This is a genomic window from Anabaena sp. PCC 7938 (assembly GCF_049315035.1).
GTDB lineage: Bacteria > Cyanobacteriota > Cyanobacteriia > Cyanobacteriales > Nostocaceae > Anabaena > Anabaena cylindrica.
On the sequence record NZ_CP186034.1, the window covers coordinates 4,240,457 to 4,262,402 of the forward strand.

At 38.3% G+C, this 21,946-nt stretch carries 18 protein-coding genes and 1 CRISPR repeat array; of the genes, 12 read left to right on the forward strand and 6 right to left on the reverse strand.

Features of this window, described 5'->3' with window-relative positions; translation table 11 throughout:
- Positions 1-75: 75 nt before the first annotated feature.
- Positions 76-1,161, reverse strand: a complete 1,086-nt coding sequence (locus ACOWPH_RS19350) for a RuBisCO accumulation factor 1 (RefSeq protein ID WP_015217018.1) — start codon at positions 1,159-1,161, stop codon at positions 76-78.
- A gap of 351 nt (positions 1,162-1,512) precedes the next feature.
- Between ACOWPH_RS19350 and ACOWPH_RS19355 the strand changes: the two genes are divergently transcribed.
- The 3 genes from ACOWPH_RS19355 (at position 1,513) to ACOWPH_RS19365 (ending at position 4,624) form a co-directional block, all read left to right on the forward strand.
- A complete protein-coding gene (locus ACOWPH_RS19355) occupies positions 1,513-2,463 on the forward strand; it encodes a response regulator (protein ID WP_042465442.1) in 951 nt (316 codons plus the stop codon).
- Between the two features lie 115 nt (positions 2,464-2,578).
- A complete protein-coding gene (gene ubiE, locus ACOWPH_RS19360; RefSeq protein WP_015217020.1) occupies positions 2,579-3,268 on the forward strand; it encodes a bifunctional demethylmenaquinone methyltransferase/2-methoxy-6-polyprenyl-1,4-benzoquinol methylase UbiE in 690 nt (229 codons plus the stop codon).
- 120 nt (positions 3,269-3,388) lie between these two features.
- Positions 3,389-4,624: a DUF445 domain-containing protein gene (locus ACOWPH_RS19365; protein WP_015217021.1), complete on the forward strand. Its 1,236-nt coding sequence runs from the start codon at positions 3,389-3,391 to the stop codon at positions 4,622-4,624.
- Positions 4,625-4,855: 231 nt separating this feature from the next.
- Here ACOWPH_RS19365 and ACOWPH_RS19370 read toward each other — a convergent pair whose 3' ends face one another.
- On the reverse strand, positions 4,856-5,026 hold the full coding sequence (locus tag ACOWPH_RS19370) for a hypothetical protein (RefSeq protein WP_015217022.1): 171 nt from the start codon (positions 5,024-5,026) through the stop codon (positions 4,856-4,858).
- Positions 5,027-5,332: 306 nt separating this feature from the next.
- Between ACOWPH_RS19370 and ald the strand changes: the two genes are divergently transcribed.
- The 4 genes from ald to ACOWPH_RS19390 all read left to right on the forward strand — a co-directional run bounded on the left by ald (position 5,333) and on the right by ACOWPH_RS19390 (position 12,994).
- Positions 5,333-6,424 carry an alanine dehydrogenase gene (gene ald / locus ACOWPH_RS19375; RefSeq protein ID WP_015217023.1) on the forward strand — a complete coding sequence of 364 codons (1,092 nt, stop codon included), beginning with the start codon at positions 5,333-5,335 and terminating at the stop codon, positions 6,422-6,424.
- Positions 6,425-6,664: 240 nt separating this feature from the next.
- Positions 6,665-8,740: direct repeats of the CRISPR family, unit length 37 nt; unit sequence ATTGCAATTTCTATTACTCCCTATTAGGGATTGAAAC.
- A gap of 190 nt (positions 8,741-8,930) precedes the next feature.
- Complete coding sequence (locus ACOWPH_RS19380) at positions 8,931-10,409, forward strand: NB-ARC domain-containing protein (protein ID WP_015217024.1); 1,479 nt, start codon at positions 8,931-8,933, stop codon at positions 10,407-10,409.
- Between the two features lie 317 nt (positions 10,410-10,726).
- Positions 10,727-11,638, forward strand: a complete 912-nt coding sequence (locus ACOWPH_RS19385) for a polysaccharide deacetylase family protein (RefSeq protein WP_015217025.1) — start codon at positions 10,727-10,729, stop codon at positions 11,636-11,638.
- Positions 11,639-11,893: 255 nt separating this feature from the next.
- Complete coding sequence (locus ACOWPH_RS19390; RefSeq protein ID WP_015217026.1) at positions 11,894-12,994, forward strand: Gfo/Idh/MocA family protein; 1,101 nt, start codon at positions 11,894-11,896, stop codon at positions 12,992-12,994.
- Positions 12,995-13,606: 612 nt separating this feature from the next.
- Here the strand turns inward: ACOWPH_RS19390 and aroC are convergent.
- Entirely contained in the window at positions 13,607-14,695 is a 1,089-nt protein-coding gene (gene aroC, locus ACOWPH_RS19395; protein WP_015217027.1) for a chorismate synthase, read from the reverse strand.
- Positions 14,696-15,989: 1,294 nt separating this feature from the next.
- Here aroC and ACOWPH_RS19400 point away from each other — a divergent pair.
- On the forward strand, positions 15,990-16,415 hold the full coding sequence (locus tag ACOWPH_RS19400) for a hypothetical protein (RefSeq protein ID WP_015217028.1): 426 nt from the start codon (positions 15,990-15,992) through the stop codon (positions 16,413-16,415).
- A gap of 62 nt (positions 16,416-16,477) precedes the next feature.
- Here ACOWPH_RS19400 and ACOWPH_RS19405 read toward each other — a convergent pair whose 3' ends face one another.
- Positions 16,478-17,236 carry a Uma2 family endonuclease gene (locus tag ACOWPH_RS19405; RefSeq protein WP_015217029.1) on the reverse strand — a complete coding sequence of 253 codons (759 nt, stop codon included), beginning with the start codon at positions 17,234-17,236 and terminating at the stop codon, positions 16,478-16,480.
- A gap of 331 nt (positions 17,237-17,567) precedes the next feature.
- Here ACOWPH_RS19405 and recJ point away from each other — a divergent pair, with 331 nt between their 5' ends.
- On the forward strand, positions 17,568-19,628 hold the full coding sequence (recJ, locus tag ACOWPH_RS19410; RefSeq protein WP_015217030.1) for a single-stranded-DNA-specific exonuclease RecJ: 2,061 nt from the start codon (positions 17,568-17,570) through the stop codon (positions 19,626-19,628).
- 240 nt (positions 19,629-19,868) lie between these two features.
- On the opposite strand, the gene psb30 is transcribed toward recJ, so the two are convergent.
- Entirely contained in the window at positions 19,869-19,988 is a 120-nt protein-coding gene (gene psb30, locus ACOWPH_RS19415) for a photosystem II reaction center protein Ycf12/Psb30 (RefSeq protein WP_015217031.1), read from the reverse strand.
- Between the two features lie 165 nt (positions 19,989-20,153).
- Here psb30 and ACOWPH_RS19420 point away from each other — a divergent pair, with 165 nt between their 5' ends.
- From ACOWPH_RS19420 to ACOWPH_RS19430, 3 genes are all read left to right on the forward strand, one after another.
- A complete protein-coding gene (locus tag ACOWPH_RS19420; protein ID WP_015217032.1) occupies positions 20,154-20,504 on the forward strand; it encodes a YkgJ family cysteine cluster protein in 351 nt (116 codons plus the stop codon).
- A 93-nt stretch (positions 20,505-20,597) separates the two neighbouring features.
- Positions 20,598-21,002 (forward strand): TMEM165/GDT1 family protein, encoded by a 405-nt coding sequence (locus ACOWPH_RS19425; RefSeq protein ID WP_015217033.1) that lies wholly within the window; start codon positions 20,598-20,600, stop codon positions 21,000-21,002.
- A 27-nt stretch (positions 21,003-21,029) separates the two neighbouring features.
- Positions 21,030-21,317 (forward strand): TMEM165/GDT1 family protein, encoded by a 288-nt coding sequence (locus ACOWPH_RS19430; RefSeq protein ID WP_015217034.1) that lies wholly within the window; start codon positions 21,030-21,032, stop codon positions 21,315-21,317.
- A 63-nt stretch (positions 21,318-21,380) separates the two neighbouring features.
- On the opposite strand, the gene ACOWPH_RS19435 is transcribed toward ACOWPH_RS19430, so the two are convergent.
- Positions 21,381-21,866 carry a hypothetical protein gene (locus ACOWPH_RS19435; RefSeq protein ID WP_015217035.1) on the reverse strand — a complete coding sequence of 162 codons (486 nt, stop codon included), beginning with the start codon at positions 21,864-21,866 and terminating at the stop codon, positions 21,381-21,383.
- Positions 21,867-21,946: the final 80 nt, after the last annotated feature.

Sequence of the window (21,946 nt, forward strand, 5' to 3'; positions counted from 1 at the left end):
TTTATTGTCTGGTGTTCCCTAATTGGTAATTGGGGAATGGTAAAACTTTTCTTACCAATCACCAATCACCTAACCTTATTCGTCAATCTGCCAAGAATCCTTGGTAAATTCTTCATCAAGAACTTTCTTAGGACGTAAAATAACGATTATTTTTCCTAGTATGGTATTTTCTGGGGCTGTATCAAACCACTGAAAATCAATTTCACCGGAGTTATCGACGACAAAGTAGCTAGAAATATCCCATTCTCTTTGTGCGCGATCTATAACGACTAGCACCGGTTCTGTTTTGGTTAGGGTTGGGTTAGGGAAGATATCGCTGCTGGCAATAATTACAACTGGATCTTCAGCAGATCGTAGTACCTGCCAACCTGGTAAGGATACCCAAGCTTGTTCTCCGGCAAATTTGACAATCCGAAATGGTTCAATTTCTGTAATTATGGGTACAGCTTGTATATCTTGCGGTGTCAATGGCAACTCACCAACTACAGGCACAATCCGGGGTAATTCTTCATCTGACTCTAGACGGAAAAAGGGGAGAATTGGAGCGGGGCGTTGAACAACTGCGGTAAAATCCATTAATAGTTGTTCGATTTGTTTCCTAGCTGTTTGTGAGTGAACAAATCGTAATGCTTTGGCTATTAAGCGCGATCGCTCTTGTAAATCAGAATTTTGTCTTGCCAATTTCCAAATTTGATAGGCTACAGCATCCCCAGGATTGGCTGTAAAACCTGTTGGAGGGGCAGGAAATCGAGAAAAATCTCTAATTGATTTGGCAATCTCCCGCGCTTCGTCTACGTCGAGTTTGTGAAGAAAAATCAAATCGGCGGCGGCGGCTCGGTCTTCTTGGGTAAGTAGGCGTAGTTCATATAGAATATCACTAGCCCTTTCACCATAGTATGCCTTTGTAGCTTCGGATGCACCAAACTTTTCTAAACAACTGTAAACTTGTGAGCCAACAATTACCTGATTTTGTTGACTTGGCTCAAATCCAGTGGCTTCAAAAATTTCTTGAGGATTGTAACCGTTTTTCTGTAGGTAAGCGATCGCTGTTCCCCATTCCACCCAGTTACCTTGTTTTTGTCTTAACTTGACTAATAATTCTTGTGCTGTATCGTTAGTAGCGTTCTCAGTATCTTGGGTATTGGTTGGTAGTTCAGTCATAATCTAAAGTGTAAACTTTAATTTAATATGGTGATTCTTTGAGATTTAAAGAATGGGCTTCGTTCCTAGCCTAGGCTTTTAGTAACTGCCTGATGCCGGAATTTTATTAATCAACGTGTAATTAAAATATGTTACGGCTTAACCTGAACAGCATATCCTAATTCTAATCTCTAAAGTGCTAATCTCTTGTCAGACTCAGAATCTTCCATAATCAACTCTACTGAACCTAAGAATATGATTTACACCACCCGATCATGAGTGTTTTACCCATTACCCAATTCCCAACCCCCTATTCTCAAGTCAGTCTTGTATGGAATATAACCAAATAGTGAAGAAGATATAAAACAAATTATGGATAACCTCAATATGGACATTGAGCAAGTACGCTCTCAAGCGAGTAATCGTGAACGCCCAACAAAACTCAAAATTCTTGTAGTTGATGATGAACCAGATAATCTGGATTTGCTGTATCGTACCTTTCGCCGTGATTTTAATGTCCTCAAAGCCGACAGTGGTATAAATGCACTGCAATTGTTGGAGGAAGAGGGGGAAGTCGCAGTCATTATATCCGATCAGCGGATGCCAGAAATGAAAGGAACCGAATTTCTGAGCAGGACATTACCACAATTTCCCGATACAGTCAGAATTATTCTCACTGGATTTACTGATATTGAAGATTTGGTGGAAGCTATTAATTCCGGTCAAGTTTTCAAATACATCACCAAACCTTGGGATTCTGGAGAACTGAAGGATGTAGTGCAAAGAGCAGCGGCAACTTATGATCTGCTCAAGCAAAGAACAGAAGAATTACGCCGTGCTAATGCCCAAATGGATCTGCTGACGGTTTTGGTAGAAGTTACTCAAGCAGCTTCTAGTTTAGAAGCAACTTTGGCTCCCATTGCTAAAGCTTGTAGTAAAACTTTTAATGCAGATGGCTGTATTGTGCAACTGCTGGAAGGGGAAGCTTTAGTTGGAACTCAAGGGGTGTACAGTGAAACGGGTGTGATTGAAAATTGGCTTTCTCAAGATGTATTAGCAAAAGCAGCGATCGCAACTGGTCAAATACAATCATCTCTAAATATACCTAAAGACCCTAATCTCAGTAGTCTTGCTTACTACCAAGCCGCTGGAGTCCAAGCACATTTAATTATCCCCATTATTTATCGGCAGAAAATGTTAGGGGTATTGTCTCTACAGTGGCAAAAACCTTGTATTTTAAGAACAGATGAACTCAAACTCATCCATTTATCGGTGGAACTATTAGCGATCGCTCTATCGAGTAGTTATACTGCAAACGGGTGAACCTAGACCTAATGCCATACTGTATCCCTCATCAAAATCCGAGGTAAGCTACAGAATGACACTTTATAAACTGGTTGTAGTATGCCAGTCTCAATGTTCAATAATCATCTGACTAATGAGCAACGAAATTCGTGACATTTTTGACCGTATTGCTCCAGTCTATGACCAATTAAATGATTGGTTAAGTCTGGGACAACACCGCATATGGAAAGAAATGACAGTCAAATGGAGTGCAGTTAAACCTGGAGATACTTGCTTGGATTTGTGCTGCGGTAGTGGCGATTTAACTTTTCGATTAGCCCGATATGCAGGAGTAACGGGAAAGGTATATGGTGTAGACTTTTCCTGCAACTTACTCACAGTGGCCAAAGAACGCTGCCACAAATATTACCCCCAAGCATCCATAACTTGGTTAGAAGCTGATGTATTAAATTTACCCTTTGATGACAATCAATTTGATGCCATCACAATGGGATATGGTTTAAGAAATGTTAAAGATATTCCCCTTAGTCTCCAAGAAATATATCGTGTTCTTAAGCCTGGTGGCAAAGCAGCTATTCTAGACTTTCATAAACCTAGTAATGCTATATTGCGTACCTTTCAGCAGTGGTATTTAGACAACTTAGTTGTTCCCCTAGCCACAAATCTAGGCGTAAAGGAAGAATACGCTTATATCAGTCCCAGTTTAGACCGCTTCCCCATTGGTCAAGAACAAGTGCGAATAGCGCAAAAAATTGGTTTTGTCAATACAATACATTATCCCATTTCTAACGATATGATGGGAGTGTTAGTAGTAAATAAATAATTGGTAATTGGATGGCAAAAGACAGGAGAATCAGAATTATTTTTAATTTTTAATTAATTTCTCCCAGTCCCCAGTCCCCAATCTCCAGCCCCTTGTCCTCGTTTCCTAATCCAAAATACTGTGGATTGGTCTCATCTTTGGCTTTATGTATCACCCCCTATTTTGGGTGGAGTTATCGGCTATTTCACCAACGATATAGCCATCAAAATGCTATTTCGCCCCTACCAAGCTATTTATATCCTGGGGTGGAGAGTACCTTTTACTCCCGGATTGATTCCCCGCAATCAAGAACGGTTGGCAAAAAATATTTCCGATACCATTATGGGGTCTCTGTTAACGCCAGATGAATTACAAAAACTGGCGCGACGACTCCTACAAACAGAAAGAGTAAAAGGTGCAATCCTCTGGTTATTGCAGTTAGCAATTGAACAAGTCCAAGCTGATAAAAACCAAAAAAGTGTCAAAATCATCGCGGGAATTTTACGTGATTTATTAGGAGAGTCATTACCACGCCTTCTCAAGGTATTAGCACGACAGGAAAATTTTTTAGAAGCGCAAATCAACCAAATTTTTGACCAGATTTTACTGGAATTTCAACTAAGCGAGGAACAATCAACTCGGTTAGCTGATTGGTTATTGGAAGTAGTTTTACCACCAGATGTGTTAAGACAAGCAATAGTTGATTTTTTAACTGATCGCACAATCCAAACTATTGATGATAGCTTCCGAGAAAAAACCAGCGGTACTTATTGGGTAGTAGCTAATTTATTTGGTTTACGCAATACTCTCACCCGATTGCGGACATTTTGTTTAGATGAAAAAGAAGCTACCAATAAGCGGTTGCAAGAATTAATTCAAGATTTGCAAATGCGCGATCGCTTCAAAAAACTTTTACAAGATTTATCTTTCCAAAACTTACCAATTGGTACAGTCCGTCAACTCAGAAAAACAACGAGAGATAGTGTTCGTCATTATCTCCAAAATAGTGGTAGTGATTTGTTAAAAGAATTAACTGAATCAGCCGATTGGGAAAATATTGCAGGATTACTTCTAAAGCGTTTGAGTAATTCACCTGTTGTTAGTACTTCCTTAGAAGTTGTTTCCGAAGAGTTAGCGTTAATTTTAGAACGCTATTTAGAGAGAGACTTAGAAGCAATCGTTACCCAAGTCATTCCTATTTTATCTATAGATCAAGTGATTATCGACAGAGTAAAATCAACTTCACCTGCTGATTTAGAAGCCGCAATTGAGGGAATTGTTAAAAATGAATTACAGGCGATTGTGACTTTAGGCGGTATTTTAGGTTTTGTTGTCGGGTTATTTCAAGTGGGATTTTTATTTTTGAGTCGATATTAATTTTTCTTCTTCAACTTGGAAAATGGTCAGGAGTCAGGAGTCAGGAGTCAGGAGTCAGGAGTCAGGAGTCAGGATAAAGAAGTGAAGAAGGAAGAAGAATATTTTTCTCTTCTGCGCCCTGTTCCCTCCCTTATCCCTCCCCAGCTTGCTTCTCCGAAACAATAGATGGGGTATGTTGCTAAAAACAAGATGAATAACTTGGGCTAATTAATAGCTATGTTTTAAGTGAAGCTACTTTAAACCAAGCCATGAAAGTACACCTTGATTGGTGAGATATTCGATCAAAACCATTAAGATAAAGCCAATCATAGCCGCCCGTCCATTTAGGCGCTCGGAATATTCATTAAAACCAAATTTGGGATCTTCTAGTTTGGGGTTAACGCTTGGTTGTGGTTGTGTCATTATCAGTTTTTCCTCTCTTCTTAATGGCAAACGAAACTTTAAATTGAGCTTTTAGCTAATTGCAATACTTTAACTTGAGAAGTCCAACAGCAGTTTGTTGGAGAGAGCAATGCAAAAGCCGACTTTACAATTTTTAATGATTCTTTATCTATTGTAAGAATACTGGAAGATTAGTCAAGGGTAAGAGTTGGCAGTTTTGCGGGTAGATTTAGGGGAGATGGGTAAGAAATTGGCTATCTCTAATACGGAAGTAGCGAGATAGAGACTGGCAGGCTAGAGTAAATAAAAAAATATCAGAGGCTGTAAATGGAAATCGGCGTTCCTAAGGAAACTAAGGATCAAGAGTTTCGTGTAGGGTTAAGTCCTTCTAGTGTGCGGGTACTGCGAGAAAATGGTCATAGTATCTTCGTCCAAACACAGGCGGGTACTGGTGCTGGATTTACAGATGAAGACTATATCAGTGCGGGGGCAGAAATTGTCTCTACACTGGAAGCCGCTTGGAATCGGGAGTTAGTGATCAAGGTTAAAGAACCGTTGGTAAGCGAGTATAATCTTCTGCAAAAGGGACAGTTATTATTTACTTATTTACATTTGGCAGCCGATCGCAAATTAACAGAACATTTACTAGATTGTGGCATTAGTGCGATCGCTTACGAAACAGTAGAACAAGCTGGAGTGAATAGATTACCCTTGCTTACCCCGATGAGCATTATCGCTGGTCGGTTAGCGGTACAATTTGGCGCTAGATTTCTAGAACGTCAACAAGGTGGTAAAGGCGTACTTCTCGGCGGTGTACCCGGTGTCAAAGCTGGCAAAGTAGTAATTTTAGGTGGTGGTGTCGTCGGCACAGAAGCCGCTAAAATTGCGGTGGGTATGGGTGCGATCGTACAAATTTTAGATGTCAACGTTGAACGTCTTTCTTACTTAGAAACTCTTTTTGGTTCTAGAGTTGAACTGCTGTATAGCAACTCTGCTCATATTGAAACCGCAGTTAAAGAAGCCAATTTACTCATTGGTGCGGTTTTAATTCCTGGCAGGAGAGCGCCAATTTTAGTATCCCGTGATTTGGTTAAACAAATGCATCCCGGTTCAGTGATTGTGGATGTTGCAGTTGATCAAGGTGGATGTGTAGAAACATTACACCCTACATCTCACACCAGTCCGGTATATATTGATGAGGGTGTGGTACATTATGGTGTTCCTAATATGCCAGGGGCTGTACCCTGGACATCCACTCAAGCTCTCAACAACAGCACTTTGCCCTATGCTGTGCAGTTGGCTAATTTGGGAATTAAGGCTTTGGATGTTAACCCAGCTTTGGCTAAGGGTTTGAATGTGCAGAATCATCGTTTAATACATCCGGCTGTACAAGAGGTTTTCCCTGATTTGGTGAGTTAATCATCAGCTTTTTCGCGCGGATGGGTAGGTGTAAAAAATTAGAAGTAGCAAAAAATGGCTGTATCTCTTGAGGGGCTTGGTTTTGAGGCTACTAATGTTGATGAACCATCCGCGCACCTTACACAGCATGGGTTTCAGCATTTTTTGTTCTTGACACAATTTCTGAAATGGACTATGATTATCCCATCCGCGTAATCGAACCTTGAAAACCAAATACAGACAGGCTTCCAGGATGCCGCTATTGCAATTTCTATTACTCCCTATTAGGGATTGAAACAAAACTGGAGAATGTACCTTGAATGCCGAGGGAGTATGGGAATTGCAATTTCTATTACTCCCTATTAGGGATTGAAACAAGTAAAAGCTGGGTATTTGCCTCAACTTTTTCCCAGTAATTGCAATTTCTATTACTCCCTATTAGGGATTGAAACAATCCTGAGAAACCGTGGGAAGATTCGGTTAACTCATTGCAATTTCTATTACTCCCTATTAGGGATTGAAACATCTTAGTCATGAAAAATGGATCGCTTTATGGAGACAATATTGCAATTTCTATTACTCCCTATTAGGGATTGAAACAAAAGCATCTATTCCCAATTCTTTAAGTACTGGTAATTGATTGCAATTTCTATTACTCCCTATTAGGGATTGAAACTTCACTATCACCCAGTACCCTGATTCTCCTTGGATTGCAATTTCTATTACTCCCTATTAGGGATTGAAACCACATATTTTACTCTCCCCTTCTAAAACATTCTATTGCAATTTCTATTACTCCCTATTAGGGATTGAAACATTATGGCAACAGGCATTAAGTCCATTGTCCATTTATTGCAATTTCTATTACTCCCTATTAGGGATTGAAACTAGATTTTCAGAGAATTGGAAAAGCTGTCGTTGCTTATTGCAATTTCTATTACTCCCTATTAGGGATTGAAACTCCGCTTCTAGCTGAGTAGGGAAAACGCAGTCAATTGCAATTTCTATTACTCCCTATTAGGGATTGAAACGTTACTGTTCCAGTTACAGGCGCGGGGTATGCACTTAGGATTGCAATTTCTATTACTCCCTATTAGGGATTGAAACGTCCGGTGAGGGGAAGTCCAGTGGTGGTACATATCATTGCAATTTCTATTACTCCCTATTAGGGATTGAAACTTATAGATTTTCTACTAGATATTATTCTCTAATATTGCAATTTCTATTACTCCCTATTAGGGATTGAAACAAAGAAATATCTTCGCCAGTCCGCAATTGCATTATTTTTGGGATATTGCAATTTCTATTACTCCCTATTAGGGATTGAAACTTTAATATTAAATACCCCAGAATTTTCATACCAAATTGCAATTTCTATTACTCCCTATTAGGGATTGAAACTTTACACACCTGATACAAATTGCTTTGCAAAAAAGATTGCAATTTCTATTACTCCCTATTAGGGATTGAAACTCCACAAAACCCAGAAAGAGACTTTTTCCAACAGCAAATTGCAATTTCTATTACTCCCTATTAGGGATTGAAACTCCGCACTTCCTGACAATGAAAAAGTTATTTTATGATTGCAATTTCTATTACTCCCTATTAGGGATTGAAACAACACTTTAGGTCAACCTAGGCTTAAGGGGAATATTGCAATTTCTATTACTCCCTATTAGGGATTGAAACGCTACATGGTTTGTTACTCCCAAAAAGTCAGATAATTGCAATTTCTATTACTCCCTATTAGGGATTGAAACCAAATCAATAATATTCATAAAACGCCCTGAGAAAAATTAATTGCAATTTCTATTACTCCCTATTAGGGATTGAAACAACCGAAATACTTGAGCTACAACGGCAACGGCAATAATTGCAATTTCTATTACTCCCTATTAGGGATTGAAACTATTAGATTATCTATTAGATAATTTACCCATACCATAAAATTGCAATTTCTATTACTCCCTATTAGGGATTGAAACTTTAGCGAATTGTGATTGATAAGTTTTTCTTTGAATTGCAATTTCTATTACTCCCTATTAGGGATTGAAACTTTTTCCAAATTAGGCATGAAGACATCTTCCAGATTGCAATTTCTATTACTCCCTATTAGGGATTGAAACTGGACGCTCAAAACCAATGCGCCAACCCCAGTTATTGCAATTTCTATTACTCCCTATTAGGGATTGAAACGAAGGAAGTATTTTTACAAATATATTTGCTACAATTGCAATTTCTATTACTCCCTATTAGGGATTGAAACAAAACTTTAGTATATTAACTGATGCCACCTACTTATTGCAATTTCTATTACTCCCTATTAGGGATTGAAACCAAAAGCGCAGCATTCAGCGAAGGTGGGATAAATCATTGCAATAATTTGTGTAGTCATAATTTATGCTAGTATTTGGACTATATGTATTTTATAATACTTCTCTTTGCTTTGCGTTCCAAACTTTAGAACAAAACTCTTGTATGGTAAGTTTTACATTGCTTATTTTATAAAGAGTCACAAAAGATAAATATGCCTAATTCTATCAAAGCATCAACTACAGGATTAGAAATTGTTGATAAAGCCCGTCTGCGTTTAGGATGGACTAAAACCAGTACAGCGCGTTGGTGGCAAGATGCTCATACTTCTAAAGCTACTTTACGCCGGTTCTGGCAGGGCGATCGCATTCAGAAAGAAATCTTCATTGCTATCTGTCAAGCTGTAGGTATTAATGAATGGGAAACTATCTCAGATTCATCTGATACCCAATTAGATATTACTACTCCTTTGATTGACTGGAATGAAGCACCTAATATTGAAAGTTTCTATGGCAGAAATGCGGAATTATTACAGTTAGAGGAATGGATTAATAATGGTTGTAAATTAATTAATATTATTGGTATTGGTGGAATTGGTAAAACTTCTCTAGCATTGGCTATAGCAGACAGTCTGCAATCTCAGTTTGATTGCTTAATTTGGAAATCGCTTTATCATACACCTTCACTGAATTTTTTAATCGATTATTTATTAAATAGTTTTAATCAATCTGCGGTTCAAAATATTCAAAAAGATACTTTCAAATTAATAAGTTATCTACAACAACATCGTTGTTTATTAATTTTAGATGGATTGGATGCTGTTTTATCCAATTCAGAATTAACTAAATTTATTCAAGAATCAAGTCTTCACCGTCATCAAAGCTGTATCATTACGACTAGCCGGGAAAAACAAAATTCCCTGGAAGTTAATACTAAAACAGTTTGTACTCTCACGTTAAATGGTTTAGCCAAAACAGAGGCTTTAGAACTATTACAATCGAGAGGATTTACAGGTAAAGAATTAGGTTTATCGGCTTTAATTCAACTTTATCGTGGTAATCCTTTAGCAATAAAACTTGTTATTCCCTTGATTGAGTCTGTATTTGGTGGGAATGTGGCAGCTTTTCTTAATCAAAATACCATAGTTGTGAGCGATCGCTTGCGTGTCATCCTCAAACAGCAATTTGAGCAGCTTTCCGGCTTGGAACGAGATATCCTATACTGGTTAGCAATTTGGCAAGAACCCATCTCTTTCTGTCGATTGCAGACCCATTTGCTGCTATCCGTTGATCCTGCTATGGTTTTAGAGGGCATTATGGCGTTGGAAAAGCGATCGCTTTTAGAAAAATGGAACAGCGAACAAGAACCCGCATTTACACTGCAACCCTTGGTAATGAAAGTGGCAACTGATGAGTTAGTGGAAAATGCTGTTCAGGAGATTCGTCAGGTTGTGCGGACTAATGACATACATTATTTTCACATATTGCGGACGCATTGGTTACTGCGACCGGGTACAGACGATATTGCAGGCGATCGTATTTTAAATCAACTGTGTGAAAAATTATACCCTGTATATAGTTCGACTTTGCCGCAGATTCTCAATCAAATTTTGCCACTTTTACAAAATCAATCTCCTTTAGCAATTGGTTACATTGCTTGCAATATCACAGCATTAATTAATCGGAATAATTAATTGCAAATTAGATGCAGTTTCTCACAGTAGCATCTACCAAGCTTCTGCGGGTCTTCCAATAATAACCAAAGTTTGGTAGTAATTGTTTTTTAAACTTGATTTTATTGACTAGTAGCAACACCACAATACTACGTATAGCGTTGCCTCATATGATGAGGTACATCATACCACCCCCATCGCTTACGGGGAGGGGTTTTTGTACCTCATTCAACCAATAACCGCTGTATATATTTTAGATTATAAATAAACATATCTTATATATAATATGTTGAGTTAATGCTGACAACTAATGTTAATTAAAAGGTAAGATTTTAAAAATGACCGAAGATAATAATGATCAAGTTAGCAATTCTTCAAAAAACCAAAAATTCCCCATTACCATATTTTTGTTGATGGCAATGATTTTTCCATTGCTTAAATTAGGATCTAATCCACCAACAATTCCGATTTTAGGTTTTCATGGGATTGTGAAATTTCAAAATAATCTTCGTCAATCTTCCAACTTAGAGATGGATTATAAACAACAAGAAATAGAGAAATTATTAGAATATTTAGTTACTCAAGATTATTGGTTTTTAACTACTCAAGACTTGTATGATTTTTTTCTTACTAAATCTAAAGAAATACCTTATGAACATCGAAATAAAAAAATGATTATGTTAACTTTTGATGATGGATACAAGACAATATATACAAATTTGTTACCTATTTTATCTAAGCTAGAAAAAAAATATGGTAAGAAAATTAAAGTAGTTTTATTTATTAGTCCTAGTACATTAGCTAATAATGATGGCATACCTGCAACCCATTTAAGGTGTCAAGAATTAAGAAAAGGTTGGCAAAAAGGATTTTTTGATATTCAATCTCATGGAAATAATCATCAGAATTTAACCAAGATTTCTCAGCCAGAGGTAATTAGTGAACTATTATTAGCTAGAATTAAACTGAGAAAATGTCTAGATGATTTAGATCCAGAACAAAAAGTAGCTTCCCATATTGCTTATCCTTATGGTGCTTATAATAAACAGGTAGAAAAGTATGTCACCAAGTATTATTTATCGGGTTATCTATATAATGATAAGCTACTCAATTATACTTGTTTAAAAGATAATTACAAAATACCCAGATTAATGGTTAATCGCACAAAATCTAGCCAAGAATTGATAGGAATAATTCAAAGCTTTTCAACTGATCCTCAAGAAAGTTTGAAAAAAGATATTTGTAAATAATACCAATTATATGTGATGCTGCACATATAGCAATTTCCATTCAAGTGAGGTACAAGTAGTAATAATTAAACGCAGATAGACGCGGATAATTTTGTACTTCATTGATTGATCCATCTTTATCTGTGTTTATCTGCGATCATCTATCATCTGTGTTCAATTATTCTTGATATTTTATTCTATGCAGCTTCATAATTTGGTATATAGTTGTGATAATCTGAAAATTACGGTTTTGCAAAAATTAACTTTTAACTATTTATGATTGGCGTTGCAGTTGTCGGTACTGGATTCGGTCAAAAAGTGCATATTCCCGCATTTCAAGCCCATCACAAAACAGGGATAGTTGCTATTTATCATCGAGATATTAATAAAGCTCAATCTATCGCTACAACAAATAATATTCCCCACGCTAGTGATAATTTAACAGAAATTCTTGCATTGCCAGAAGTTCAAGCAGTCAGCATTTCTACACCGCCATTTCTACATTATGAAATGGCAAAACAAGTCCTGCAATCTGGCAAACATCTTTTATTAGAAAAACCCACAACTTTAAATGTAACTGAAGCTAAAGAACTATACTATTTAGCTAAAAATAAAGGTGTAATTGCAACCGTAGATTTTGAATTTCGCTTTGTTCCTGGCTGGCAATTTTTTGCTCAACTTTTATCATCAGGATATGTTGGTAATTTACGCTTAATTAAAATTGACTGGTTGGGTGCTTCTCGTGCAGATGTTTCTCGTCCTTGGAATTGGTATTCTAATCAAGAACAAGGTGGTGGTGCATTAGGATCTTTAGGTTCCCATGCGTTTGATTATATTAATTGGTTATTTGGCCCTGTTCACAAATTAAATGCATATTTGAGTACAGCTATTCCCGAAAGAAGTGATCCGGTAAATGGAAAATTAAAGCCAGTGAATACAGATGATACTTGTATGTTATCTCTGGAATTAGCAAATGGTACACCTTGTCAAGTTTCTATTAGTGCAGTTGTTCACGCACCTAGAACTCATCGAGTAGAGGTTTATGGAGATAAGGGTACATTGGTTTTAGGTAGCGACAACCAAAAGGATTATATTCACGGTTTTCAAGTTTGGGGTTCTCAAATTGGTCAACCTTTAACAGAAATAGAAATTCCTCAACAATTGCTGTTTCCACAATATTATGCTGATGGTCGAATTTGTGCTTTTCTTCGTGTTGTGGATGAATGGATAAAAGGAATTGAAACTAAACAAGAGATTACACCATCTTTGCGTGAAGGGGTTTATTCTCAATTATTAATGGATTTGTCTCATCAATCTCATGAGTTGAAAACCTGGGTAAATGTGCCAAATTTAGCAACTTTTTTAAATTATGTTTGAAAATTTTAGGTGAATATATAGCGGATTTCGCTGTCAGGAGGTACTTATATAGGGGATGCTGAATAAATGTAAAACCTAGATAAATCAAGGGATACAGGGAGATAAGATACAATAAAGTGCAAGGAAAAAAGGGTGATAGCATCAAAAACTGACCACTTTTCCAGGCTAGATATTATTCTTACTTTCTTCCAACTCCTCCTGAACTTCTGAACTCCTGAACTTCTGAACTCCTAGCCCTCACAGATAACTTTTTCAGCAAGCCCTATATAGCGGGCAAGATGCCTGCACCACAAGAGTTTCATTATTCAAGTTTGTATCTCATTTAAATGAAATCCGCTGTATCAGATGCCAAAAATCTATTAATTGTTACCGAATTTTTGGAGTCTGACTCACCTACAAAAGACATTAGGGAACACCAGAAAATAAATTATCCAATCTTGTGGGATGGGCATCCTGCCCGTCCTTGATAATTTGTGGTCATCTTGCCCGCACCACAAGAAATTTTTGTACATTTTTTTATTTGGAAGTCCTTTAGACATCTCCAGAAATTAAATGTGACACTTGTGTAAATCTTAAAGTGCGATCGCTCTACCCCTAACTTATCAGTCCCCTCTACAATACCTTACACTGCCCATAATGCCGTAACAGATGGTCACACAACACCAAAGCCACCATCGCGTCAACCATTGGTACAGCACGGGGTAAAACGCAAGGATCATGTCTTCCCTTGGCTGCTAAAAGTGTCTCTTCTCCTTCACGAGTCACCGTTTTTTGCTCTTTTCTAATAGTTGCAGTTGGTTTAAATGCGACTCGCAAAATGATATTTTCGCCGTTAGAAATTCCCCCTTGAATCCCCCCAGAACGGTTGGTTACGGTGCGAATTTCGCCATTTTCATCAATGTAAAATTCGTCATTATGCTCAAAACCAGTTAACAAAGTTCCCGCAAAACCAGAACCAATTTCAAAACCTTTACTCGCAGGTAGAGACATCACAGCTTTTGCTAAATCTGCCTCCAATTTATCAAAAACAGGCTCACCTAAACCCTTGGGAACGTTCCGCACTACACATTCAACTACCCCACCGATGGAATTACCATCTCTACCAGTTTGTTCAATTAATTCAATCATGCGGTTGGCAATTTCGCCATCTGGACAACGGACAATGTTACTTTCTACCTGTTCTAAAGTTACAGTATCAGTATCAATTACGCTTTCTAAGTCTTTAATACACTTAACATAGGCGATAACTTCCACATTGGCGACTTGACGAAGAATCTTTTTAGCGATCGCACCAGCAGCAACTCTCCCTATTGTCTCACGGGCTGACGACCTGCCACCGCCTTGCCAATTTCTCAATCCATATTTTGCATCATAGGTAGCATCTGCGTGGGAAGGGCGATATTTCTGCTCCATCTCATCATAATCTTGGGAACGAGCATCTTTATTCCTCACCAAAATTGAAATTGGCGTTCCCAGGGTTTTCCCCTCAAACACCCCAGATAGAATCTCACAGGTGTCCGCTTCCTTCCGAGGAGTGGTTATTTTGCTTTGTCCCGGCCTTCTTCTATCTAACTCAAATTGAATTTCCTCAGCCGAAATTTCTAGTTGTGGCGGACAACCATCAATAATAACGCCCACACCGCCGCCGTGAGATTCGCCAAAAGTCGTAATTCGGAAAAGATGACCAAAAGTGCTGCCCATGATGTTGAGGAAATACAGTCTGGAATCTGTATTTTACATGGAGTTGGGGGTTTTGCTGAATTTCACTCTTAATCCAGGCTCGTCAATATTCTCAATCCGCTTAATCTAATTATTGTATATTTAAACACTTTCTTCAGTCCAACTTTCAGCCTGAAGATACTATCAACATCCCGCAACTCATGAATTTTCTCACCAACCCGTTGAGTTAACCATCTAAATTCGATAATCACGACTTTTAAAAAACTGTTTATAGATTAAGGAAGGGTTTCACCCCCCATAGCTAAAACCTTAGTTTCACAGGATTGACTTACTTTAAAATAGCTTTCAAGCAAATAAAAAAATGAGTTAAATTCCACTGAAATCAAGCCATCACAAGGATAAGGGGTGTAACCCCCTATTAATTTAAAAACAATCTCTTTCTATTCATCCGGAAAATTTACAATAAATTTATCTAGTAATTTTATGTTGCACTAACAGAAATATAGCTGGTCAAATGTTAGCGATGAACAATATAAAAATTTAAAAAAAATGCCAAATTGGCAACCACCTTCTGATGAACCAAGTTAAATTGTATTAGACAAACGAAAGCAAGGCAGTTGTGAAAAAGGTTCACAAATTAGCAAATGATTCTTGTGAAGTTTGTCAGACAACTAAATAGAATTAGCGTTTGCTGCAATAGGAATACTCACTGAGTAGAGGCGTTATCGTTAATCTGTAAATTACCCCCCTAAGTGACGATTGGCGTTATGTGTATATTCCTGAATCGCTTCAGCAGCAAATAGTAGAGTGGGAGTGAAAGGCGCTTGATATGCCTCCTCCCACTCTCTTTTTTGGGGGTATATTTCACGCTTAGACAGATGGAATTTTCCTACTTTCTCAGAGGGTGTTTGAAAGTTTTATGGAATCAAAATTATGTGCCTGAAAAATTTATATTGGGCGCGGGTTACTTTGCTAGAGTATGCTTTACTCATGTTACTCTCTGCTGTTTACTATCCAGGACTTACGCAAAATAGAACGAAAGTAGCTCTAATACCCTTCGGGAAGCAAGCTACATGAATTACCGCTACATATAGCCTTTCCCACTCTAGTTAGATACAAAATTACCCCTCCCCAACCCTCCCCTTACCAAGGGGAGGGTGCGCGACAGCGCGGGTGGGGTGTATTTCATGAGCTTGGGAATTGCTATAGTAATAAGGTTTTCAGCCACATCTTGCGTAAGTCCCATATCTATTCACAGCTTATACTGAGAGATCGGTTTTATGCCCTTTCTAACTTTTCAAACATCCTCTTTCTTATGTCTAAGTTAATTTCGGCAACCTTGATTGTTACAACTTTATTGTTAACACCAACTAATAATTCTCAGGTCACATTAGCTGGAACCTGCGCTTCTAATTGTGGTGCGAAACCACTTCAGTTTACACCTGGTCAATATATTCGTGTGCAAGTTGCAAACCGCACACCTAGAGTATTAAAACTAGAAAAATTACCAGAAATGCGGCGCATTACTCTACAACCAGGACAGGAATATCGTGTAGATCGGGAAAGTGCTACAGAACCAAATTTTTCTATCCTATTTTGGGATGATACAGGAAGGTCTTTACAAGCTAATGTTTCTAAACCTAATTTTGGGACTCTGCGTTTAGAACTGCGTCCTAGTGAAAAATTCCCAGGCTATCGCTCTCTTTATATTCTCAATGATGGTAAAGTAAACGTATTTTAATTAATCAGCAACAATTAAGATCCCCGATTTTTTCCAGAAATCAGGGATCTGAATCCTTAATTTTAAGGCATTGCTGTGGGTAAATTATCAGGATCGATACCCTGAGATTTTAAATAAGCTATTAATCGTTCTTTCTCCTGGCGTTCTTGTTCAGCACGTTGGCGTTCTTGTGAAATCTGTTCCACAGACCAAAGTAACAAATTACCTGCTTCATCCCACCACCTTAACCAATACCCTATTCTGGTTTCTTTTTCTCCTCTCCAGGTTCCTAAAAATAAGCCCATTGAATCAATCCAATGCCGACCATTTTCATCTGGTTGTTTTAACTCATAGCGACCATTTTCTAGTTGATAAAATTCTAATAAACCGCCATCTGGATCAAAAATTACATAAACAGGAACTTGTAAAATTTGCTCATAAAAAAACCATTTTCCTGGCGGATAAGTTCGCTTAAAAGAATATTCTCCACCATCATTGTCGGATAAAAATTCCATTACTATAGCTGGAATATCCCCTTCTAAATTGGGTGTGTAGCTTTTGCGTTCAGCTAAAATCTCTTTAACCGTAGGAACATACAGCCAATCAGGTGCTTTAGCAATAAATTGACCGTTTAATGTTGCACACAAACCAAAATTTGAGGCTATCAACATTTTAGATTGAATGAAACCCGCAATTTCTAAACTTTCTCGTAAAGCACCAGCCAAAATTGGCTGTCCTGTATTTTCCACTGGTTCATCCTCTAACTGAAAATCATCAGGTAAGGCTTCCCAAGAAATTACCAGTTCAGTGGGAAATTTGATTTCACTGATTTGGGCTACCATAAAGACTGCCTTTTGTTGATGTGTTTTTATTTTATCTGATACTAGGTAATCAAATAGAATTGTTTCAATTCCTACTCTTGCTACCTTTCAGCCGAATATCATCAGATGCTAAAAAGTTAAAGTAGTCTTCTAGTTGCATAGTTAACTGGGACTAATCATATATAGCAATCCTATTTGAGTTGAGAACCTATCGGTGAGGGGAGGGAACAGGGAACGGGGAATAGGGAACAGAAGTATTCATAAATCATTTAGGATTGCTATATATGTATTCTATCTTAGGGGAGGTTTCAGCCTCTTTTCTTATCAGAATATTACACAGTAACTAATTCCAATGACTAATGACCAACCCATCAAACGCTTACCTAATCAACGCTGGCAAATTGCGCCAGCAAATCCTGAATTAGCTCAAAACCTAGCAGATTTAACCAATATTTCCCCCATTATCAGCCAGTTGTTGATTAATCGGGGGATGAAAACACCAGAAGACGCACAAGTGTTTTTAAGTCCAGAAACTTTAGATTTACCTTCTCCGCTAGAGGATTTTCCAGATTTAGCGGTGAGTGTAGAGTTGTTGGAAGATGCGATCGCAAATCAAGAGAAGATTGCTATCTGTGGAGACTACGATGCAGATGGCATGACTAGTACTGCATTACTACTCCGCAGCCTCCGCGCTTTGGGTGCTAATGTAGATTACGCTATCCCTAGTCGGATGCACGAAGGTTATGGAATTAACAAACGCATTATTGAAGAATTTCACAGCGAAGGAGTCGGATTAGTTTTAACTGTAGATAATGGTATATCTGCTTTTGAACCCATTGCAAGAGCCAGAGAATTGGGTTTAAAGGTAATTATCACCGACCATCACGACATTCCCCCAATTTTGCCCCCAGCTAATGCAATTCTTAACCCTAAACTCATTGCTGAATCTTCACCTTATCGGGGTGTGGCTGGTGTGGGTGTGGCTTATATTTTAGCAGTATGTTTAGCCCAGCAATTAGGACAAATTAAGGGTTTAGTGCAACCGATGTTAGCGTTGTTTACATTGGGAACTATTGCCGATTTAGCTCCTTTAACTGGTGTTAATCGCCGTTGGGTAAAACGTGGTTTAAAGTTATTACCTAAATCTACTTTACCAGGGGTACAGGCTTTAATTCAAGTGGCTGGAGTGCAAGCGATAGGAGCAGAGGAGCAGGGAAGTAGGGGAGCAGGGGAGAAAGTTCAAAATCCAAAATCGTTAAAACCGGAAGATATTGGATTTCGCTTGGGGCCGCGTATTAATGCAATTGGTAGAATTGGCAATCCACAGACAGTAATAGAATTGCTGACTACTGATGATATGGGGTTAGCATTAGAAAGAGCGATGCAGTGTGAACAAATAAACATCCAACGTCAGCAGATGTGTGAGCAAATTGAACAGGAAGCGATCGCACTTGTTGAAGATTTATATGTAAACTCTTTACAAAAAAACCGGGTATTAGTTGTTGTTAAAGATAATTGGCATCATGGTGTAATTGGAATTGTCGCTTCTCGGTTGCTGGAACGTTACGGTGTTCCTGTTTTCATCGGTACTTTTGAGGATGAAGGCGTAATTCGCGGTTCGGCGCGGGGGATTCCTGAGTTTAACGTGTTTGCAGCTTTAGAATATTGTCGAGACTTGCTGGGGAAATTTGGTGGACATAAAGCCGCAGGAGGATTTTCTCTACCAGCAGATAATTTACTCTCAGTGCGATCGCGTTTAAGTGAGTTTGCAAATCAGTGTTTAGAACCCCAACACCTCAAACCACTACTAAAAATTGATGCTCAAGCCAACCTCAATCAAATCAATCAGGATTTATATCAACAGCTAAATATTCTCCATCCCTGCGGCATCGACAACCCAGATCCTATATTCTGGACACCTAATGCCCAAGTAATTGAGCAGCAAATTGTCGGTAAAGGTCACATTAAACTGACATTGGCGCAGACTGTCGATAATATCAAATATCAAATTAAAGCGATCGCTTGGCGTTGGCGTGATTATTTCCCCCTTCCTGCACGAGTTGATATAGCTTACAAACTCCGGGAAAATCACTTTAATGACAAAATCTCCATCGAAATGGAGTTAGTAGGTGTCCGACTTCCCGCACAATCTCCAATATTTTCCACCCCACCATCTCAAAAATTACGCGCCAACTTTGAATATAAACAGCGTCAATACACCTGTGGCGTTTATCAAAATGGCGTAGACTCTGAATTAAGAATTAAAAATCCTGAAGGTAAAGTTTTAGTCATGCAGCCCGGAGATAATCATGGTCTTTTAGGCAGCAGTCGTGATGATGCTAAAAAGGTTAATCTCTCTCTACCTCAGTATGATGGCATTATTCAAGCTGCTATTCAGGCTTTGGATAGTTAGATTTTGCTGATAGCATAGCGTGACCTATGACTTCTATTAGAGAACTCCACAAAAAAGATGATCCAATCTTGTGGGATGGGCATCCTGCCCGTCCTTGTATTATTAGCAGGCTTTTCGGCCTGCACCACAAGAAATCTTGGGATATTTTTTTATTTGGAAGTCTCTTATGAGCTAAAAGTGGTAATTGGTAATTGGCAAAAACTATACCCATTACCGATTACCCATTACCGATTACCCAATTTACAGGTTGCCGTTGCGAAAAGCCAGGACAAATATTACCACTGGTCCAGCAATGATGATTAGACCTACAGAGGTCAATTGAAAAATGACTTCCCAATTAATGTTGGCTAAAGCTTCCATTGTTTTCTTTTCCTCTCTATTGTCTTAAAAGATTTAATAATTCAAATGCCAATCCCGCCATAGATCATATCCGGGAAGCGGACACCAGATTTAATTTACTTAACAAAATTATAGAAAACAACATAAAAACGTAAAATAGCGAGAAGTCACAAGGTAGAGGAAATTATGGCTACTTGGCAATGTGTAAAGCAATGTGGAGCCTGCTGTCATCTTGATCCAGCAGATCGTCCAGATTTGGAAGACTATCTCTTACCAGAAGAATTGGCAGTTTACATGAGTATGGTGGGAGAGGGTGGATGGTGCATTAATTTCAACCATATTACGCGAGAATGTGGCATTTATGATGATCGTCCGCGTTTTTGTCGGGTGGAAGCAGAGACATTTGAGGAGATGTACGGGATTGAACCGGAGGAACTTAGTGATTTTGCCATTGACTGCTGTCGTCAGCAAATTGAGGGTGTCTATGGGGATAGGAGTTTGGAAATTATCCGGTTTGATCAAGCTGTTGGTTTTTAATCTAGGATTTTCTCCAGTAGAGTTGCAATTTATTACAAAAATCTGAGAAAATGAAAAGAATATGAAAACAACTTAGTGGCAGGACAACCGCCTGTGAAACTCGACTCTACACCTGTAAGTATTTCTGATCTCTCTCAGACTCAAAACCAGTTAGACCTAAAAGATACCAGTGATTATCTACTTGAGCCTGTAATTGAGGATAGTCCCAAAAAGCAGGATTCAGCTTTGATGGTGTTTGGAACAACTTTCATCACCATATTTTTGGCAGAAATTGGTGATAAAACCCAACTATCCACTCTGTTAATGAGTGCAGAATCTCATCAACCTTGGGTAGTATTCATTGGTTCTGGGGCTGCATTAATTACTACTAGCTTGTTAGGTGTGCTTTTAGGTGGTTGGATAGCCAGTAAACTCAGTCCAAAAACTGTAGAAAAATCAGCAGGGGTAATGTTGCTGCTGATTTCTGTGATGCTATTTTGGGATGTGTTTATTGGTTAGTAGATATTATTTATACATAGAATCAATATGGACTGGCATCTTTTAGGGTTGAGCTTTATTACAGTCTTTCTATCAGAATTAGGTGATAAAAGTCAGTTAGCTGCGATCGCTCTTTCTGGTCGTGGTCAATCCCGGCGTGGTGTTTTCTTTGGTACTGCTGGAGCGCTGTTATTAACCAGCTTATTAGGAGCATTAGCTGGGGGAGCGGTATCGGAATTATTTCCTACACGTATCTTAAAAGCGATCGCGGCTGTGGGTTTTGCCATCCTCTCCATCCGCTTGCTATTACCCAACAGTGAAGCCGAATCAGAATAACTTAGTATTTTTATGGTGGGCAATACCCACCATAATTTGGATATTGCATTTTTCAATTTCGCCTTAAACTTCCTGCCAGCACCAGTTTAAAAGCATAGCACCAGCAACAAGCTTGAATACTTCCAGCAGAAAATAACCACCGTGTAGTACATTCATTGTTACTGGCACTACACTTTCTGCAAATAGGCTTAAACTCGTTCCCACGGCGCACATTTGCGGAGTTAAAAAATAGGTATCTAGCAAAGCTACTGTTAACAAAAGCACCGACAAAACTATACTATTCAAATGCCAATTAGATTTGGCTTTGCAAATAGCCAGAACTCCAGTCAAAACCACAGACGCAGATAGTAATTCTAAGCGATTAAAATTCCAAAAAATTGCATAGCCAGCTGTAGAAAAACTAGCTTGGTTCATCATGCCAGATATATAAAGACTAGGCATAATTACCCAATCTAAAACTAGAGTAGCACTGAGCCAAAAACCCAAAGTCAACATAATGGCTGTTTGCCAAGTTGACCGTTTAAATTCCCAATTAGAAATAGCGTTCATAAAAATAATTGCTTGTGTTGTACTCCTAGTTTGTATGTAGAGGATTGATTTGACAACAAATATCAATTAACTGTTACAAA

Coding starts and splice junctions, on each gene's coding strand:
- ACOWPH_RS19350 (WP_015217018.1), bottom strand. CDS start 1,161: ATGACTGAACTACCAACCAATACCCAAGATACTGAGAACGCTACTAAC.
- ACOWPH_RS19355 (WP_042465442.1), top strand. CDS start 1,513: ATGGATAACCTCAATATGGACATTGAGCAAGTACGCTCTCAAGCGAGT.
- ubiE (WP_015217020.1), top strand. CDS start 2,579: ATGAGCAACGAAATTCGTGACATTTTTGACCGTATTGCTCCAGTCTAT.
- ACOWPH_RS19370 (WP_015217022.1), bottom strand. CDS start 5,026: ATGACACAACCACAACCAAGCGTTAACCCCAAACTAGAAGATCCCAAA.
- ald (WP_015217023.1), top strand. CDS start 5,333: ATGGAAATCGGCGTTCCTAAGGAAACTAAGGATCAAGAGTTTCGTGTA.
- ACOWPH_RS19380 (WP_015217024.1), top strand. CDS start 8,931: ATGCCTAATTCTATCAAAGCATCAACTACAGGATTAGAAATTGTTGAT.
- ACOWPH_RS19385 (WP_015217025.1), top strand. CDS start 10,727: ATGACCGAAGATAATAATGATCAAGTTAGCAATTCTTCAAAAAACCAA.
- ACOWPH_RS19390 (WP_015217026.1), top strand. CDS start 11,894: ATGATTGGCGTTGCAGTTGTCGGTACTGGATTCGGTCAAAAAGTGCAT.
- aroC (WP_015217027.1), bottom strand. CDS start 14,695: ATGGGCAGCACTTTTGGTCATCTTTTCCGAATTACGACTTTTGGCGAA.
- ACOWPH_RS19400 (WP_015217028.1), top strand. CDS start 15,990: ATGTCTAAGTTAATTTCGGCAACCTTGATTGTTACAACTTTATTGTTA.
- ACOWPH_RS19405 (WP_015217029.1), bottom strand. CDS start 17,236: ATGGTAGCCCAAATCAGTGAAATCAAATTTCCCACTGAACTGGTAATT.
- recJ (WP_015217030.1), top strand. CDS start 17,568: ATGACTAATGACCAACCCATCAAACGCTTACCTAATCAACGCTGGCAA.
- psb30 (WP_015217031.1), bottom strand. CDS start 19,988: ATGGAAGCTTTAGCCAACATTAATTGGGAAGTCATTTTTCAATTGACC.
- ACOWPH_RS19420 (WP_015217032.1), top strand. CDS start 20,154: ATGGCTACTTGGCAATGTGTAAAGCAATGTGGAGCCTGCTGTCATCTT.
- ACOWPH_RS19430 (WP_015217034.1), top strand. CDS start 21,030: ATGGACTGGCATCTTTTAGGGTTGAGCTTTATTACAGTCTTTCTATCA.
- ACOWPH_RS19435 (WP_015217035.1), bottom strand. CDS start 21,866: ATGAACGCTATTTCTAATTGGGAATTTAAACGGTCAACTTGGCAAACA.